The sequence below is a fragment of the Pseudomonas sp. LFS074 genome (genome assembly GCF_047978165.1).
Taxonomy (GTDB): Bacteria; Pseudomonadota; Gammaproteobacteria; order Pseudomonadales; family Pseudomonadaceae; genus Aquipseudomonas; species Aquipseudomonas putida_P.
The window spans coordinates 78,164-95,862 of record NZ_JBFPFV010000002.1 but is presented as its reverse complement, the minus strand read 5'-3'; the positions used below and the strand labels follow the sequence as shown (position 1 = coordinate 95,862).

12 protein-coding genes are annotated in these 17,699 nt (G+C 63.3%); 5 read left to right on the top strand and 7 right to left on the bottom strand.

Annotation, left to right across the window (positions count from 1 at the left end; translation table 11 throughout):
- Window positions 1-108 precede the first annotated feature (108 nt).
- Together ACNQP3_RS18515 and ACNQP3_RS18510 are read right to left on the bottom strand one after the other, a co-directional pair.
- Complete coding sequence (locus ACNQP3_RS18515) at window positions 109-624, bottom strand: DUF4880 domain-containing protein (RefSeq protein WP_264316328.1); 516 nt, start codon at window positions 622-624, stop codon at window positions 109-111.
- A gap of 431 nt (window positions 625-1,055) precedes the next feature.
- Window positions 1,056-1,370, bottom strand: coding sequence for a DUF6124 family protein (locus ACNQP3_RS18510; RefSeq protein WP_012273269.1), 315 nt, complete (start codon window positions 1,368-1,370; stop codon window positions 1,056-1,058).
- A gap of 130 nt (window positions 1,371-1,500) precedes the next feature.
- Between ACNQP3_RS18510 and ACNQP3_RS18505 the strand changes: the two genes are divergently transcribed.
- Window positions 1,501-2,154: a LexA family protein gene (locus tag ACNQP3_RS18505; protein ID WP_012273268.1), complete on the top strand. Its 654-nt coding sequence runs from the start codon at window positions 1,501-1,503 to the stop codon at window positions 2,152-2,154.
- Window positions 2,155-2,186: 32 nt separating this feature from the next.
- On the opposite strand, the gene ACNQP3_RS18500 is transcribed toward ACNQP3_RS18505, so the two are convergent.
- Genes ACNQP3_RS18500 through ACNQP3_RS18485 form a run of 4 tightly spaced genes read right to left on the bottom strand, consistent with a single transcriptional unit; the run spans window position 2,187 to window position 7,746 of the window.
- Window positions 2,187-4,139 carry an acetyl/propionyl/methylcrotonyl-CoA carboxylase subunit alpha gene (locus ACNQP3_RS18500; RefSeq protein WP_264316327.1) on the bottom strand — a complete coding sequence of 651 codons (1,953 nt, stop codon included), beginning with the start codon at window positions 4,137-4,139 and terminating at the stop codon, window positions 2,187-2,189.
- Window positions 4,136-4,951 (bottom strand): gamma-carboxygeranoyl-CoA hydratase, encoded by an 816-nt coding sequence (locus tag ACNQP3_RS18495; RefSeq protein WP_012273266.1) that lies wholly within the window; start codon window positions 4,949-4,951, stop codon window positions 4,136-4,138. Before ACNQP3_RS18495 ends, ACNQP3_RS18500 begins: the two co-directional genes overlap by 4 nt.
- A 3-nt stretch (window positions 4,952-4,954) precedes the next feature.
- Window positions 4,955-6,562 (bottom strand): carboxyl transferase domain-containing protein, encoded by a 1,608-nt coding sequence (locus tag ACNQP3_RS18490; protein WP_012273265.1) that lies wholly within the window; start codon window positions 6,560-6,562, stop codon window positions 4,955-4,957.
- Between the two features lie 20 nt (window positions 6,563-6,582).
- On the bottom strand, window positions 6,583-7,746 hold the full coding sequence (locus tag ACNQP3_RS18485) for an isovaleryl-CoA dehydrogenase (protein WP_012273264.1): 1,164 nt from the start codon (window positions 7,744-7,746) through the stop codon (window positions 6,583-6,585).
- A 219-nt stretch (window positions 7,747-7,965) separates the two neighbouring features.
- On the opposite strand from ACNQP3_RS18485, the gene ACNQP3_RS18480 reads away from it, so the two are divergent.
- Window positions 7,966-9,648 (top strand): AMP-binding protein, encoded by a 1,683-nt coding sequence (locus ACNQP3_RS18480; protein ID WP_012273263.1) that lies wholly within the window; start codon window positions 7,966-7,968, stop codon window positions 9,646-9,648.
- A 139-nt stretch (window positions 9,649-9,787) separates the two neighbouring features.
- On the opposite strand, the gene ACNQP3_RS18475 is transcribed toward ACNQP3_RS18480, so the two are convergent.
- Window positions 9,788-9,949, bottom strand: a complete 162-nt coding sequence (locus ACNQP3_RS18475) for a hypothetical protein (RefSeq protein ID WP_012273262.1) — start codon at window positions 9,947-9,949, stop codon at window positions 9,788-9,790.
- Window positions 9,950-10,088: 139 nt separating this feature from the next.
- Here ACNQP3_RS18475 and ACNQP3_RS18470 point away from each other — a divergent pair, with 139 nt between their 5' ends.
- Genes ACNQP3_RS18470 through glgB form a run of 3 tightly spaced genes read left to right on the top strand, consistent with a single transcriptional unit; the run spans window position 10,089 to window position 17,685 of the window.
- Entirely contained in the window at window positions 10,089-12,107 is a 2,019-nt protein-coding gene (locus ACNQP3_RS18470) for an alpha-1,4-glucan--maltose-1-phosphate maltosyltransferase (RefSeq protein WP_012273261.1), read from the top strand.
- Window positions 12,108-12,157: 50 nt separating this feature from the next.
- Window positions 12,158-15,478 (top strand): maltose alpha-D-glucosyltransferase, encoded by a 3,321-nt coding sequence (gene treS, locus ACNQP3_RS18465; protein ID WP_060494546.1) that lies wholly within the window; start codon window positions 12,158-12,160, stop codon window positions 15,476-15,478.
- Window positions 15,475-17,685 (top strand): 1,4-alpha-glucan branching protein GlgB, encoded by a 2,211-nt coding sequence (gene glgB / locus ACNQP3_RS18460; protein ID WP_012273259.1) that lies wholly within the window; start codon window positions 15,475-15,477, stop codon window positions 17,683-17,685. Before treS ends, glgB begins: the two co-directional genes overlap by 4 nt.
- The last annotated feature ends 14 nt before the right edge of the window (window positions 17,686-17,699 follow it).

Here is a 17,699-nt window from a genome sequence, read left to right as displayed (position 1 = left end):
CTTACGCGCCGGTTTCAACCCAATTGCAAGCGGTTGCGGCCGCTCCTTGACAATGTACAGTAGCCTGCTGGGCGCATGCGAGCAGTGTTTGGGCGGCTGAAGCGAGGATCAGGCCCAGAAGCCGAACAGTACCAGGGCTGTAACGCCAAGCCCCACCGCAATCGAGCAACCACCCAGCGACAGTGCAGCCCGGCCTTGCCGATACCAGCCGTCGTGGCCCAGTTGTCGTGCCGGTGCCAGCAGGCTGCGCCAGCGTAGCTCTGTCTCATGAAACGCTTGCAAGTTAGCCGGGTCCGCATCCAGCCAGCGGCGGAAGTCGATCCGCTCGCACGCTGTCACCTGTGGGCTCTGCAAGCGTACATACCATTGCCCGGCAACACTCGCCAGTACATCCCGGCGCGAGCGGCCCACCTGCAGCACTTGGTCCATGTTCCGTTCAATGCTTGCCAGTGGCAGATCAAGGCGGCTAGCGATCGTGGCAAAGTCCAGCTGGTCAAGGCGGTTGAGCAGGAACACTTGCTGCACGCGCCGTGGCAGCCGTTTCAGGGCATGTAGAAGGGCATCGTCGGCATTGTGTTCGGCGGCAGTGGTAGGGTGTTCAAGGGGCAGCAGCAGACGGGTCATGGACAGCTCCTTGCTCTATAAAGGGGAGGGGTGGGGGCATCTTCCCTGATGCGTGATCAGCGTAGGTGAAACGAGATTGATTCTCAAGTGCTGATTCCGCAAAGTTTTGTAATGAGCGTTCACGCCCTGAAACACCTTTGCTATCATGCGCGCCATCACGATCTTCATTAGCCTGAAGAGCCAAAAAAAAGACCCGGCAAAAAGCCGGGTCAAAAACCGTGATTAGCCTGATGAGGAGATAATCTGAGAGCGACCTAAGCTCCAGGTTATCCAGCAGATCTCGCGATCAGCTGAGTGCAATAATAATCGTTATCATTTGCCAGTCAAATGAATTTTCGCTAATTCGGTAAAAAAGTTTTACCGATGCGCTTCCTTGTCCCGGCAATCGGGGCATTTGCCGTTCCAGGCCATCACGTTTTCTCCCTTCTTCATTACTTGAAAACCGGTTCTCCGGCGCCTTTGTGCTCCAGCAGTGCCCGCGCCATGTCCATCATGTGCATCAGGGCGAAGGTCAGCTCGCGCTGGCTACCGTGCTGGTGGCTTGCGGTTTCCTGGGCGGTTGCAGCGGCGCAACGCAGCAGGGCGATGGCATGCTGCTGGGCCTGGTCGTTGGTTACGCCTTCGTGCAGCGTCCAGATCTTGTTGTCCAGGCTGGGCCGTGGCGGGTTCGGGTTGAGGTAGTAATCGAGAGCGCGGCGGGCCGCTTCGCTGTCGAGATCTGTTTCGTCGTTTTTCGGTGGTTTCATCGCGATACCTTCTGATTTCCCTTCAAACACACTGGAAATACAGGATAGGTCAATCTGTACTGTTAGATACCAGATAAATAATTCAGATTGTGTATTGCTGTGGGTAATACAGTCCGTATTGTTGCCGCTCATGGAAAACTGGAACGCATTTCTCAAGCGCTACAAGCGCGAACATAACCTCAGCCAGCTCAAGCTGGCTGAACGCCTGGGCATGACTCAGGGCGGCGTGGGGCATTGGCTGCGCGGCACGCGGCGGCCGACGGTGGAAACCATCAACGAAAAGCTCGAGAAACTCGGCCTGGTGTTTTTGGAAGCACAAGTCATGGTGGTAGAGCGCAACATCGTGCGCGAAGCCCCTGGGCGTTATGCAGTCGAGCAGCCGGTGTCGGGCGAAGCGCTGCTTTATGCAAGCTTTCGCTTCCCGGTGTTGGCTTGGTCCGACTTGCAGGGGCCTTTGCCTGAAACAGCCAAGTCCAACGAGCAGACCGATTACATGCCAGCAGGTAATGCGTTCTGGCTGTTGGTTGAAAACGACTCGATGAATGCAGCCAGCGGCAAGAGTGTTCCTGAGGGCATGCGCGTATTGGTGGATACTGGCCTGCCGGTAGAGCCCGGCAGGCTGGTGATTGCGCGCCAGCCGGGGCGGCCTGCTGTGTTGCGGCAGTTGGTCGAAGAGGGTGGCGACAAGATGCTCAAGCCGCTGAATACGCGCTATCCGACAATCCTGTGTGAAGAGGGATGCGAGTTTATCGGTGTGGTCGTGCGGGTGCATGGCGCCTTCTAGAATGCCGGGGCCGCAAAGCGGCCCCCGTACCCTTACTCCACCAGTTCGACCAGCACCGTCCCTTCGCTGACCATATCGCCTTCCTGGCAGAACAATGCCTTCACTGTGCCTGAATGCGGCGCACGAATGCTGTGCTCCATTTTCATGGCCTCCAGCACCACCAGCGCGGTGCCTGCTTCCACCACCTGTCCCGGTTCCACCAGCACCCGCACGATGCTGCCGTTCATGGGCGCACCCAGCCCGCCCTGATGACTGTGGCTGGCTTCCGCCTGCGCGATCGGGTCGAAGGCTTCGATGGCATGCATCTCGCCATCCCACTGCAGATACAGCGTGCCACCCCGGCGGATGGCCAGGTGCTGACGACGTACGCCGTCCTGGTCATGCAGCAGTTGTTCGCCCGTTAGCTGCCAGGTAGACGCAGCACTGCGTTCCAAGGCAACCGCCTGATCCTGCCCGCCGCTCACCAGATGCAGGCTGCTACGCGCTGGCAGGCCCAAGCGCAGGCCGTTGCACTCACCCCACGGCGAATGGCAGTCGTCATCGCGGTGATGGCCGGCCTGGCCTTGCAGCCATGCCTCGGCCGCCGCCTCCCAGAAACCTGCTGGCATTGCCTGTGGTGCCGGCAGCAAAACCGCCTGGTGGCGCGGAATGAAGCCGGTATCCAGCTCCGCCGCCGCAAACGCCGGGTGGGCCAGGATGCGGCGCAGGAAGGCGATGTTGGTCTTCAGCCCGCCAATGGCGAACTCTTCGAGCATGGCCAGCAAGCGCAGGCGCGCCTGCTCGCGGTCTTCGCCCCAGGCGATCAGCTTGCCCAGCATCGGGTCGTAGAACGGCGACACCACATCGCCTTCGCTGACCCCGCTGTCCACCCGCCGGCCCTCGCCTGGCGCCGACTCCCGATACAACATCAGCTTGCCGGTTGCGGGCAAGAATTCGTTGGCCGGGTCCTCGGCATACAGGCGCACCTCGATGGCATGGCCGATCAGCGGCACCTGCTCCTGGGTGATCGGCAGGGCTTCGCCGCAGGCCACGCGAATTTGCCAGGCCACCAGGTCCAGGCCGGTAATGGCTTCGGTGACCGGGTGCTCCACCTGCAGGCGCGTGTTCATCTCCATGAAGAAGAACTCGCCACGGGCGTCGAGCAGAAACTCCACGGTGCCGGCGCCCACATAGCCGATGGCTTGTGCCGCGCGCACTGCGGCTTCGCCCATGGCACGGCGCAGTTCTGGCGAGAGGCCGGGGGCGGGAGCTTCTTCGACCACTTTCTGGTGGCGGCGCTGGATCGAGCAGTCACGCTCGTTGAGGTACAGGCAGTTGCCGTGTTGGTCGGCGAACACCTGGATCTCTACGTGGCGCGGTTTGAGCACGTATTTTTCTACCAGCATGCGCGAGTCGCCGAACGACGATTGCGCCTCACGCTGGGCCGAGGCCAGGGCGTCGGCCAGCTGGCTTTCTTCCTCGACCACCTTCATGCCCTTGCCACCGCCACCGGCGCTGGCCTTGAGCAGCACTGGGTAGCCGATGCGTTCGGCGGCGGCGCGGAAGGTGTCCAGGTCCTGGGCTTCACCGTGGTAGCCCGGCACCAGCGGTACGCCGGCAGCCTCCATCAACGCCTTGGCCGCCGATTTGCTGCCCATGGCGTCGATGGCGCTGGCCGGTGGGCCGAGGAAAATCAGCCCGGCTTGTTCGATGGCCCGGGCAAAACCTGCGTTCTCGGACAGGAAGCCATAACCTGGGTGGATGGCCTGGGCGCCTCTGGCCTTGGCCGCGGCCAGCAGTTTGTCGACCTGCAGGTAGCTTTCGGCAGCCTTGGTGCCGCCGAGGTCGACGCGGATGTCGGCTTCGCGGCTGTGCCGGGCGTCACGGTCGGTGGCGCTGTGCACGGCCACGGTGGTCAGGCCCATGGCCTTGGCGGTGCGCATCACCCGGCAGGCGATTTCGCCGCGGTTGGCGACCAGCAGGGTGGTCAAAACGGGGCGGCTCATGGGCGCGGCTCCTTCTTGTCATCGGTTTGCCAGGCGGGGCGGCGTTTTTCCAGGAAGGCGCGCAGGCCCTCCTGGCCTTCGGCGCTGACGCGGATACGGGCGATGGTGTTTTCGCAGTAACGGCGCAGGGCCGGGCTGAGTTCGCCATCGTCCACTTCGCGCAGCAGGTCCTTGGTGGCGCGCAACGCTTGTGGGCTGTTCTGCAGCAGGTTGTTCACCCAGGCTTCGACGTGGGCGTCCAGCTCGCTGGCTGGATACACCTCGGCCAGCAGGCCCAGCTCGCGGGCGCGCACGCCGCTGAAGCGCTCTGCGGTGAGCGCATAGCGGCGCGCGGCACGCTCGCCAATGGCCTTGACCACGAACGGGCTGATCACTGCCGGGGCCAGGCCGATGCGTACTTCCGACAGGCACAGCTGGGCGTCTTCGGCGCCGATGGCCATGTCACAGCAACTGATCAAACCCAGCGCGCCGCCAAAGGCTGCACCTTGCACCACCGCCAGGGTAGGGGCCTTGAGGCGGTGCAGGGCGTACATCAGCTCGCCCAGTTCGTGGGCATCATCCAGGTTGGTATTGAAGTCCAGCTGCGCCGATTGCTGCATCCAGGCCAGGTCGGCGCCGGCGCTGAAGTGCCGGCCGCGGCCGCGCAGCAGCACGAAGCGCAGGCTGGCGTCTTCGGCCAACTGGTCGATGGCCACGATCAGCTCGCGGATCATCTGCGCGTTGAAGGCGTTGTTCTTGTCCTCGCGGCTCAGCCACAGGGTGGCGAAACCGCGCGGGTCGCGGGTCACTTCGAGGGTGCTGAAGTCGCTCATGGGTCACATCCGGAAAATGCCGAAGCGGCTCTGTTCGATCGGCGCGTTCAGCGCGGCAGACAACGCCAGGCCGAGCACGTCGCGGGTCTGTGCCGGGTCGATGACACCGTCGTCCCACAGGCGGGCGCTGGAGTAGTAGGGGTGGCCTTGATGCTCGTACTGGTCGAGGATCGGCTGCTTGAGCCTGGCTTCATCCTCGGCGCTGAACGGCTGGCCGCTGCGTTCGCTTTGCTCGCGCTTGACCTGGGCCAGAACCCCGGCGGCTTGTTCGGCGCCCATCACGCCGATCCGTGCGTTGGGCCACATCCACAGGAAGCGCGGGTCGTAGGCGCGGCCGCACATGCCGTAGTTGCCGGCGCCGAAGCTGCCACCGATGATTACCGTGAATTTCGGCACCTGGGCACACGCCACGGCGGTAACCAGCTTGGCGCCGTGCTTGGCGATGCCGCCTTCTTCGTACTTTTTGCCGACCATGAAGCCGGTGATGTTCTGCAGGAACAGCAGTGGGATACCGCGCTGGCAGGCCAGCTCGATGAAGTGCGCACCCTTTTGCGCCGCTTCGGCGAACAGAATGCCGTTGTTGGCCAGGATCGCTACCGGGTAACCGTGCAGGTGGGCGAAGCCGCACACCAGCGTAGTGCCGAACAGGGCCTTGAACTCATCGAAAACCGAGCCATCGACCAGCCGCGCAATCACTTCGCGCACGTCGAACGGTTGCTTGGCATCCGCTGGCACCACGCCATACAGTTCATCGGCGGCATACAGCGGCGCCACCGGTGCCAGGCGTTGCAGCTTGCCCAGCTTGTGCCAGTTGAGGTTGGCCACGCTGCGCCGGGCAATGGCCAGAGCGTGCTCGTCATTGTCGGCATAATGGTCGGCCACGCCGCTGGTACGGCAATGCACATCGGCGCCACCCAGGTCTTCGGCGCTGACCACTTCACCGGTTGCGGCTTTCACCAAGGGCGGGCCAGCCAGGAAGATGGTCGCCTGCTGGCGCACCATGATCGCTTCGTCGGCCATGGCCGGTACGTAGGCGCCGCCAGCGGTGCACGACCCCATCACCACGGCAATCTGTGGAATACCTTGCGCGCTCATGTTGGCCTGGTTGAAGAAAATCCGCCCGAAATGCTCGCGGTCGGGGAACACTTCGTCCTGGCGTGGCAGGTTGGCGCCGCCCGAGTCCACCAGGTAGATGCACGGCAGGCGGTTTTGCAGCGCGATGGTTTGCGCGCGCAGGTGCTTCTTTACCGTCAGTGGGTAGTAGGAACCGCCCTTTACCGTGGCGTCATTGGCCACGATCATGCATTCCACGCCTTCGACGCGGCCGATGCCGGCAATCACGCCCGCAGCCGGCACGTCTTCGCCGTACACCTCATGGGCGGCCAGCTGGCCGATCTCGAGGAATGGCGAGCCAGGGTCCAGCAGGCGGTCGATACGCTCGCGCGGCAGCAGTTTACCGCGCGAGGTATGCCGTTCCTGGGCCTTGGGGCCGCCGCCCTGGGCGACCTGGGCGAGCAGGCCGCGCAGGGCCTGGACCTGTTCGAGCATCGCCGCACTGTTGCCGGCGAATTCCGCCGAACGTGGGTTGATCTGGGTGTGCAAGGTAGCCATGTGCGCCCGTCCCTTTATGCTCAGCGGGTTTCGTTGAACAGTTCGCGGCCGATCAGCATCCGGCGAATTTCGCTGGTGCCAGCGCCGATTTCGTACAGCTTGGCGTCGCGCAGCAGGCGGCCAGCCGGGAATTCGTTGATATAGCCGTTGCCACCGAGAATCTGGATCGCCTCCAGGGCCATTTGCGTGGCGCGTTCGGCGGTGTACAGGATGACGCCGGCAGCGTCCTTGCGGGTGGTCTCGCCACGGTCGCAAGCCTGGGCCACGGCATACAGGTAGGCGCGGCTGGCATTGAGCTGGGTGTACATGTCGGCGATCTTGCCCTGGATCAGCTGGAACTCGCCGATGCTCTGGCCGAACTGCTTGCGGTCATGAATGTAGGGCACCACCAGGTCCATGCAGCTTTGCATGATGCCGGTCGGGCCGCCGGACAGCACCACACGCTCGTAGTCCAGGCCACTCATCAGCACGCGCACGCCGCCATTGAGTTGGCCCAGGATGTTTTCTGCCGGCACTTGCACGTCGTCGAAGAACAGCTCGCAGGTGTTGGAGCCACGCATGCCAAGCTTGTCGAACTTGTTGCTGCGGCTGAAGCCTTTCCAGTCACGCTCGACGATGAAGGCGGTGATGCCGTGCGCGCCCTTGTCCAGGTCGGTCTTGGCGTAGATCACGTAGGTGTTGGCGTCGGGGCCGTTGGTGATCCAGGTCTTGCTGCCGTTGAGCACGTAGTGGTCGCCGCGCTTTTCCGCACGCAGTTTCATCGACACCACATCGGAGCCGGCATTGGGCTCGCTCATGGCCAAGGCGCCGATGTGCTCGCCGCTGATCAGCTTGGGCAAGTACTTGAGCTTCTGCTCGTGGGTACCGTTGCGGTTGATCTGGTTGACGCACAGGTTGGAGTGGGCGCCATAGGACAGTGCCACCGAGGCCGAGCCACGGCTGATTTCTTCCATCGAGACCACATGGGCCAGGTAGCCCAGGCCAGCGCCACCGTATTCTTCCGGGACGGTGATCCCCAGCAGGCCCATGTCACCGAACTTGCGCCACATGTCGGCGGGGAACAGGTTGTCGTGGTCGATTTGAGCGGCGCGCGGGGCCAGTTCGGCGGCGACGAAGGTACGCACCTGGTCGCGGAGCATGTCGATGGTCTCGCCCAGGGCGAAGTTCAGGGAGGGGTAATGCATGCTGGGGCACCTTCTTGTTCTTGAAATGGGGTTACACCGTAGCGTCAGGGCAATCCGCCGGCCCTGCGAGACCCGGTGTCGTTCATCACCTTTACGTTAACGTAAACCTGCGTGCGATCACTGTCAATCCACTCATCACCTTTACGTAAACGTAAATCTGCGCCAGAGTATTCCCGCTTGCTTCAGCCGTGCCCAGAACAACCACAAGAAGGGACACCCATGAGTCAACCGAGTTATACCCGCGGTCGCCAGGACCAAGCCTTGCTGACCCAGACCATCGGCCAGGCCTTCGATGCCACCGTGGCCCGCTGTGCCGACAGCGAGGCGCTGGTGTCGCGCCATCAAGGCCTGCGCTACAGCTGGCGGCAGTTGGCCGCACAGGTCGAAAACCATGCACGCGCGCTCATGGCCCTGGGCGTGAACACCGGCGAGCGTGTCGGTATCTGGTCGCCCAACTGCGCGCAATGGTGCATTTTGCAACTGGCCAGCGCCAAGGTCGGGGCCATCCTGGTCAACATCAACCCTGCCTATCGCGTGGGCGAGTTGGAATACGTGTTGCGCCAGTCCAGCTGTCGCTGGCTGGTGTGTGCCGATGCCTTCAAGACGTCTGATTACCATGCCATGGTTCAGGAACTGGTGCCTGAATTGGCCAGCGCCAAGCCAGGTGAACTGGCCAGTGAGCGCCTGCCAGCGTTGCGCGGTGTGATCAGCCTGGCCGCCAACCCGCCTGCCGGCTTCCTGCCCTGGCACGCATTGCCCGAGTGGGCAGGGCAGACCTCGCCAGAGGCCTGCAGCGCTCGCCAGCAAAGCCTGCAGTTCGACCAGCCGGTGAACATCCAGTACACCTCCGGCACCACCGGCGCGCCCAAGGGTGCCACCCTCAGTCACTACAACATCCTCAACAACGGTTTCATGGTCGGCGAAAGCCTGGGGCTGACCGAGCGCGACCGTATGGTGATCCCGGTGCCGCTGTACCACTGCTTCGGCATGGTCATGGCCAACCTCGGTTGCATCACACACGGCAGCACCATGATCTACCCCAACGACGCCTTCGACGCCGAGCTTACCCTGCGCGCCGTGGCCGAGGAGCGCGCCAGCATCCTCTATGGCGTGCCGACCATGTTCATCGCCATGCTCGACCACCCGTCGCGTGCGCAGATGGACCTGTCGACCCTGCGCAGTGGCATCATGGCCGGTGCCACCTGCCCGATCGAGGTGATGCGCCGGGTCATCGACCAGATGCACATGGCCGAAGTGCAGATTGCCTACGGCATGACCGAAACCAGCCCGGTGTCGCTGCAGACCGGCCCGGACGACGACCTGGAACTGCGCGTGACCACCGTCGGCCGCACCCAGCCGCAGCTGGAAAACAAGCTGGTGGACGCCGACGGCTGCATCGTCCCGCGCGGTGAGATCGGTGAACTGTGCACCCGTGGCTACAGCGTGATGCTCGGCTACTGGGACAACCCCCAGGCCACGGCGGACGCCATCGACCCGGCGGGCTGGATGCATTCGGGCGACCTGGCGGTGATGGATGAACATGGGCACGTGCGCATCGTCGGGCGCAACAAGGACATGATCATTCGTGGCGGTGAGAACATTTACCCGCGTGAGCTGGAAGAGTTCTTCTATACCCACCCGGCGGTGGCCGATGCGCAGGTGATCGGCATTCCGTGCAGCCGCTATGGTGAAGAAATCGTGGCCTGGATCAAGCTGCACCCAGGGCATAGCGCCACGGTCGAGGAACTGCAGGGTTGGTGCAAGGCACGCATCGCCCACTTCAAGGTGCCTCGGCATATTCGTTTTGTTGAGGAATACCCGATGACGGTGACCGGCAAGGTGCAGAAGTTCCGCATGCGGGAGATTAGTGTGGCGGAAATCTCGGCGGTATCTGCGGGTTGATGGGTTGGGTCAACCGGCCCTTTCGCGGGTAAACCCGCTCTCACAGTACGGCGCCACTTGCAAGGTTGGCGCAATCCCTGTGGAAGCGGGTTTACCCGCGAAGAGGCCGGTCCTGCCAGTACACAATCCTGGTCTACCCTTAAGCCTTCACCGGTGGCTCCTGGCTCGGCGGGTCGCCCACCGTCGGTGGCATGGTCGGCTTGATCGGCAGCTCGTCCGGTTCTTCTTCTGGCACGGGCGGCGGCAAGCTCGGGTCGTCGATGTTGGGATCGGGGGTTTCCGGTGGAATGGGAATGTTCATGGCCTGACCTCGCGTGGGTGAATGAAGAGGTGCTGCAGGCTCTGACCGCTGGCAGCTGCCGTTCGCTCATTTTTTTTGAACCCCGCGCTTGTGCCTGGCTCTGAATCCTTACCGCCACCAGCCTGAGGGAGCAAGGTCGATGTCACGTAACGAGCCCTTTGAAAACGTGCCCACGGCGAACGATCACCCGGACCAGGCCATCAGCCTATCCCAGGCGTTGCTGGCGCCACGCATCGTGATCGAAGACACCCAACCGGTGCTCGAAGCCGGCACCTTCGCCGCCAAGGCCATCAGTGGCCAGCCGGTGGTCGTCGGCAGCAAGGTCTATTGCGATGGCCACGACCGCCTGGCGGTGATGCTCAACTGGCGCCAGGCCAACAGCCGCCGCTGGCATTGCGTGCCCATGCACTCGCCGGGCAACGACCTGTGGCTGGCCGAGTTCACCCCCACCGAACTTGGCCCGCACCTGTTCAGTATCGAGGCCTGGATCGACCCGTTTGCCACTTATTGCCACGACCTGGAGAAAAAATACCACGCCGGCGTCGAGGTGAAACTGGAGCTGGAAGAGGGCCGTTTGCTGCTGAGCAAAGGCCTCGAACTGTGCAGCGGCGCCCTGCACGAGGAACTTGAGGCCGTGCAGCAGCGCCTGGCTACACTCGGTCCCGACGACCAGGTGGCGTTGTTTCTCGACCCAACCACCGCCCGCCTGATGAGCGAAGCCGAACACCGCAGTTACCTGGCCCGCAGCCGTGAATTTCCGGTCGATGTCGACCGCCCGGCGGCGCAATTTGCCAGCTGGTACGAACTGTTCCCGCGTTCGATCACCGACGACCCGCAGCGCCACGGCACCTTCAACGACGTGCACGAACGCCTGCCGATGATTCGCGACATGGGCTTCGACGTGTTGTACTTCCCGCCCATCCACCCCATCGGCATGCAGCACCGCAAGGGCCGCAACAATGCCCTGCATGCCGAACCTGGCGACCCCGGCAGCCCTTACGCGATCGGCAGCGCCGAAGGCGGCCACGATGCGATCCACCCGCAACTGGGCAGTCGCGAAGATTTTCGCCGGTTGGTCGCCGCTGCGGCGGAGCACGGCCTGGAAATCGCCCTCGACTTCGCCATCCAGTGTTCGCAGGACCACCCCTGGCTCAAGGAGCATCCGGGCTGGTTCAGCTGGCGCCCCGACGGCACCATCCGCTATGCCGAAAACCCACCGAAGAAGTACCAGGACATCGTCAACGTCGACTTCTATGCCCCCGACGCGGTGCCGAGTTTGTGGCTGGCCCTGCGCGATGTGATCATCGGCTGGGTCGAGGAGGGGGTCAAAACCTTTCGCGTCGACAACCCGCACACCAAGCCACTGCCGTTCTGGCAATGGCTGATCGCCGATGTGCGTAGCCAGCACCCCGACGTCATCTTCCTCGCCGAAGCGTTTACCCGGCCGGCGATGATGGCGCGCCTGGGCAAGGTCGGCTACGCGCAAAGCTATACCTACTTCACCTGGCGCAACACCAAGCAGGAGCTGCGTGAATTCTACGAGCAGCTCAACCAGCCGCCGTGGAGCCAGTGCTATCGCCCCAACTTCTTCGTCAACACACCGGACATCAACCCGTACTTCCTGCACACCTCTGGACGCGCCGGCTTCCTCATTCGCGCGGCGCTGGCGACCATGGGCTCGGGCCTATGGGGTATGTACTCGGGTTTCGAGCTGTGCGAAGGCACGCCGCTGCCTGGCAAGGAGGAGTACCTGGATTCGGAGAAGTACGAAATTCGCCCGCGTGATTTCACCCAGCCCGGCAACATCATTGCCGAGATCGCCCAGCTCAACCGCATCCGCCGGCAGAACCGTGCGTTGCAAACGCATCTGGGCGTGGCGTTTTTCAACTGCTGGAACGACAACATCCTGTACTTCGCCAAGCGCACGGCCGAGCGCGACAACTACATCCTGGTGGCGATCAGCCTCGACCCGCACAACGCCCAGGAAGCGCACTTCGAGCTGCCGCTGTGGGAGCTTGGTTTGGATGACAACGCCGAAACCCATGGCGAAGACCTGATGAACGGCCATCGGTGGTCGTGGTACGGCAAGACTCAGTTCATGCGCATCGAGCCTTGGCACCAGCCATTCGGAATCTGGCGTATCGAAAAGGCTAGGTGAAAGTGGGAGCGGGCGTGCCCGCTCAACCTGGAAAATGCAAGGAGTCGCACATGGCCAAGCGTGCCCGCACGGCAGCCTTCATCGACGACCCGCTGTGGTACAAGGACGCCGTCATCTACCAGTTGCATATCAAGTCGTTCTTCGATTCGAACAATGATGGTATCGGCGACTTCGCCGGCCTGATCAGCAAACTCGACTACATCGCCGAGCTGGGCGTCAACACCCTGTGGCTGCTGCCGTTCTACCCCTCGCCTCGGCGCGATGACGGCTACGACATCGCCGATTACAAAGCCGTGCACCCCGACTACGGCAGCCTGGGCGATGCCCGGCGTTTCATCGCCGAGGCACATAAGCGCGGCTTGCGGGTGATCACCGAGCTGGTCATCAACCACACCAGCGACCAGCACCCGTGGTTTCAGCGTGCCCGCCATGCCAAACGCGGCAGCAAGGCGCGCGATTTCTACGTGTGGTCGGACGACGACCAGAAATACGACGGCACGCGCATCATCTTCCTCGACACCGAAAAGTCCAACTGGACATGGGACCCGGTCGCCGGCCAGTACTTCTGGCACCGCTTCTACGCGCATCAGCCAGACCTCAACTTCGACAACCCGCAAGTACTCAAGGCGGTGATCGGCGTGATGCGCTTCTGGCTCGACCTGGGTGTTGACGGCCTGCGCCTGGACGCCATCCCGTACCTGATCGAACGCGACGGCACCAACAACGAGAACCTCGCCGAAACCCACGACGTGCTCAAGGCGATCCGCGCCGAAATCGACGCCAACTACCCCGACCGCATGCTGCTGGCCGAAGCCAACCAGTGGCCGGAAGACACGCGTCCATACTTCGGCGAAGGCGAGGGCGACGAATGTCACATGGCCTTCCACTTTCCGTTGATGCCACGCATGTACATGGCCCTGGCCATGGAAGACCGCTTCCCGATCACCGACATCCTGCGCCAGACCCCGGAAATTCCCGCCAACTGCCAATGGGCGATTTTCCTGCGCAACCACGATGAGCTGACCCTGGAAATGGTCACCGACCGCGAGCGCGACTACCTGTGGAACTACTACGCCGAAGACCGCCGCGCGCGCATCAACCTGGGTATCCGCCGGCGCCTGGCGCCGCTGCTGCAGCGTGACCGTCGGCGCATCGAGCTGCTCACCAGCCTGCTGCTGTCGATGCCCGGCACGCCAACCCTGTATTACGGCGACGAACTGGGCATGGGCGACAACATCTACCTGGGTGATCGCGATGGCGTGCGTACGCCCATGCAGTGGTCGCCGGACCGCAACGGCGGGTTCTCCCGCGCCGACCCGCAGCGCCTGGTGCTGCCGCCGATCATGGACCCGCTGTACGGCTACCAGACCGTCAATGTCGAAGCGCAAAGCCACGACCCGCATTCACTGCTGAACTGGACCCGGCGCATGCTGGCGGTGCGCAAGCAGCAGAAGGCCTTTGGCCGCGGCAGCCTGCGCACCCTCACGCCCAGCAACCGGCGCATTCTCGCCTACGTCCGCGAGTACACCGATGTCGACGGCAACACCGAGGTCATTCTGTGCGTGGCCAACGTGTCGCGCGCTGCCCAGGCCGCAGAACTGGAATTGTCACACTTCGCCGACAAAGTACCGGTGGAGATGCTCGGCGGCAGCGCCTTCCCGCCCATTGGCCAGTTGCCGTTCCTGCTGACCTTGCCACCCTATGCCTTCTACTGGTTCCTGCTGGCCAGCCGTGACCGCATGCCCAGCTGGCATATCCAGCCCACCGAGGGGTTACCTGAATTGACCACGCTGGTACTGCGCAAGCGCATGGAAGAACTACTGGAAGCACCTTCAAGCGATACCCTGCAAGCCACCATCCTGCCGCAATACCTGCCCAAGCGGCGTTGGTTCGCCGGCAAGGAAGGGCCGATCGACGCCGTGCGCCTGTGTTACGGCGTGCGTTTTGGCACTGCCACCACACCGGTGCTGCTCAGTGAAATCGAAGTGCGCAGCGACGGCACGGCCACCCGCTACCAACTGCCGTTCGGCCTGCTGCGCGAGGAGCAGATCACTACCGCGCTGCCGCAGCAGTTGGCCTTGTCGCGGGTGCGCCGCGCCCACCAGGTTGGCTTGATCACAGATGCCTTCGTGCTGGAGCCGTTCATCCGCGCCGTGATGCTTGCCTGCCAAGATGGCCTGCGCCTGCCATGCGGCAACGATGAGGGTGAATTGCGCTTCGAATGCACGGCGCAATTGGCCGGCCTGGCGCTCGACGAGGAAAGTGAAGTGCGCTACCTCAGCGCCGAACAGTCCAATAGTTCGGTAGTGATCGGCGACCGGGTGGTGCTCAAGCTGATCCGCCGGGTCAACCCAGGTGTTCATCCAGAGCTGGAAATGAGTGCCTACCTGACCGCCGCCGGCTTTGCCAACATCTCGCCGCTGCTGGCCTGGGTCAGCCGAGTGGATGAGCAGCAGGCACCGCACCTGCTGATGATTGCCCAGGGTTACCTGAACAACCAGGGCGATGCCTGGGGCTGGACCCAGAACACCCTTGAACGGGCCATTCGCGACCAGATGGAGCCCACCACCAGCGACCCCGAGGCGCACACCGACGCACTGGCCGAGCTCAGTGGCTTCGCTGCCTTGCTTGGCCAGCGCCTGGGCGAGATGCACCTGTTGCTGGCCGCGCCAACCGAAGACCCGGCCTTCCAGCCACGTCCCAGCAATGCGCAGGACAGCCAGCGTTGGAGCACGCAGATCAGCGCCGAACTGACCCACGCTCTCGACCTGCTGGCCCAACACCGCGACACGCTCGACCGCGATAGCCAGGCCCTTGTCGATGACCTGCAGCAGCAGCGCGACGGCCTGGCCCAGCACATCGACAATCTGACCGACCAGGCCCAGGGCGGCCTGTTGATGCGGGTGCATGGCGACCTGCACCTGGGCCAGGTGCTGGTGGTGCAAGGCGATGCCTACCTGATCGATTTCGAAGGCGAGCCGGCCCGGCCGCTGGAAGAGCGTCGGGCAAAACACAGCCCGTACAAGGATGTCAGCGGCGTGCTGCGATCCTTCGACTATGCTGCTGCGATGATCTTGCGCAGCGCGTCTGCGGTGGACCTTTCAGACCCGGCGCGGCAGGCCCGGCAACGGGTTGCCCGGCAGTACCTGCACCAGTCGCGGCATGCCTTTGTCGAAGCCTATGGCCTGGCCACCGCCGCCATGCCCCACGCCTGGCAGCGGGCCGAGGGTGAGCGCGCGGCTCTGGAGCTGTTCTGCCTGGAAAAAGCCGCCTACGAGATTACCTACGAAGCCGAGAACCGTCCGAGTTGGCTGGCCGTGCCTTTGCATGGCCTGCATGGATTGATCAGTACCTGGGGAGAGTCAGAATGAACGTTACATTGCGTGAAAACGGTGGCCTTCGGCAACGGGACCTCGATGCCCTGGCCCGCGCCGAACACGCCGATCCATTTGCGGTACTCGGCCCCCATGGCGACGGCGCAGGCGGCCAGGTGGTCCGCGCCTTCCTGCCCAGTGCCCTGAATGTGCGCATCCTGGCTCGCCACGATGGGCGCGTGCTTGCCGAAATGGTGCAGGGCAGCTTGCCCGGGTTGTTCAGCGCGCACCTTGATGAGGCACAACCCTACCAGTTGCAGATCGGTTGGGCCGGTGGCGATCAGATTACCGAAGACCCCTACAGCTTCGGCCCACAATTGGGTGACATGGACCTTCACCTGTTCGCCGAAGGCAATCATCGAGACTTGTCCGGGCGCTTTGGCGCCCAGCCTACCCAGGTCGATGGTATCGACGGCGTGTGCTTCTCGGTGTGGGCGCCGAACGCTCGGCGGGTGTCGGTGGTGGGTGACTTCAACAACTGGGATGGGCGTCGCCACCCCATGCGCCTGCGCCACAGCGCCGGGGTGTGGGAGCTGTTCATTCCGCGCTTGGGTGTGGGTGAAACCTACAAGTTCGAAGTGCTCGGCAAGGACGGCATACTGCCGCTGAAAGCCGACCCGCTGGCCCGTGCCACGGAACTGCCGCCGAGCACCGCGTCCAAGGTGGCCGGTGAGCTTGGCCACGCTTGGCAAGACCACGACTGGATGGCGCAACGCGCGCAGCGCCATGCCTACAACGCGCCACTGTCGATCTACGAACTGCACCCAGGGTCATGGCGCTGCGAGCTGGACGAGGCGGGTGAAGTCGGGCGCTATTACAACTGGCGCGAACTGGCCGAGCGGCTGGTACCCTATGTGCAGGAACTGGGCTTTACCCACATCGAGCTGTTGCCGATCATGGAGCACCCCTTCGGCGGTTCCTGGGGTTATCAGCCACTGTCGATGTTCGCGCCCACCTCGCGCTACGGCAGCCCGGAGGACTTCGCAGCCTTCATCGATGCCTGCCACCAGGGTGGCATTGGTGTGCTGCTGGACTGGGTGCCGGCGCATTTCCCCACCGACGAACACGGCCTGGCGCGGTTCGATGGCACTGCGCTGTACGAATACGATAACCCCCTGGAGGGCTACCACCAGGACTGGAACACGCTCATCTACAACCTCGGCCGTAACGAGGTGCGTGGTTTCATGATGGCTTCTGCGTTGCACTGGCTGAAGCACTTTCACATCGACGGCCTGCGCGTCGATGCAGTGGCTTCGATGTTGTACCGCGACTATTCGCGCAAGGCCGGTGAATGGGTGCCCAACCGCCATGGCGGGCGCGAGAACCTGGAAGCCATCGACTTCATCCGCCACCTCAACGGCGTGGCTGCCCACGAGGCCCCTGGGGCACTGATCATCGCCGAGGAGTCCACCGCCTGGCCCGGCGTCAGCCAGCCGACCCAGCAGGGCGGCCTGGGCTTTGCCTACAAGTGGAACATGGGTTGGATGCACGACACCCTGCATTACATCCAGAACGACCCGGTGCACCGCACTTTCCACCACAACGAGATGAGCTTCGGGCTGATCTATGCCTATTCCGAGCACTTCATCCTGCCCATCTCCCATGACGAAGTGGTGCACGGCAAGCACTCGCTGATCGACAAGATGCCCGGCGACCGCTGGCAGAAGTTCGCCAACTTGCGCGCCTACCTCACCTTCATGTGGGCGCACCCGGGCAAGAAGCTGCTGTTCATGGGGTGCGAGTTCGGCCAGTGGCGTGAGTGGAACCACGACAGCGAACTGGACTGGTACCTGCTGCAGTACCCCGAGCACCAGGGCGTGCAGCGCTTGGTGGGTGACCTCAATCGCCTGTACCGCGACGTGCCGGCGCTGCACGAGCAGGACTGCCAGCCGCAGGGCTTCCAGTGGCTGATCGGTGACGACGCGCAAAACAGCGTCTACGCCTGGCTGCGCTGGAGCAGCAGCGGTGAGCCGGTGCTGGTGGTGGCCAACTTCACCCCGGTGCCGCGCGAGGGCTACCGTATTGGCGTGCCGTTTGGCGAGCGTTGGCAAGAGCTGCTGAACAGCGATGCCGGGCTGTATGCCGGGTCCAACGTGGGCAACCTGGGGGCAGTGGCCAGTGAGGCATTGCCCAGCCATGGGCAGCCATTGTCGCTGGCGCTGAACCTGCCGCCGCTTGGGGTTCTGATACTGAAACCGGCCTGAGATTGTTGGGGCTG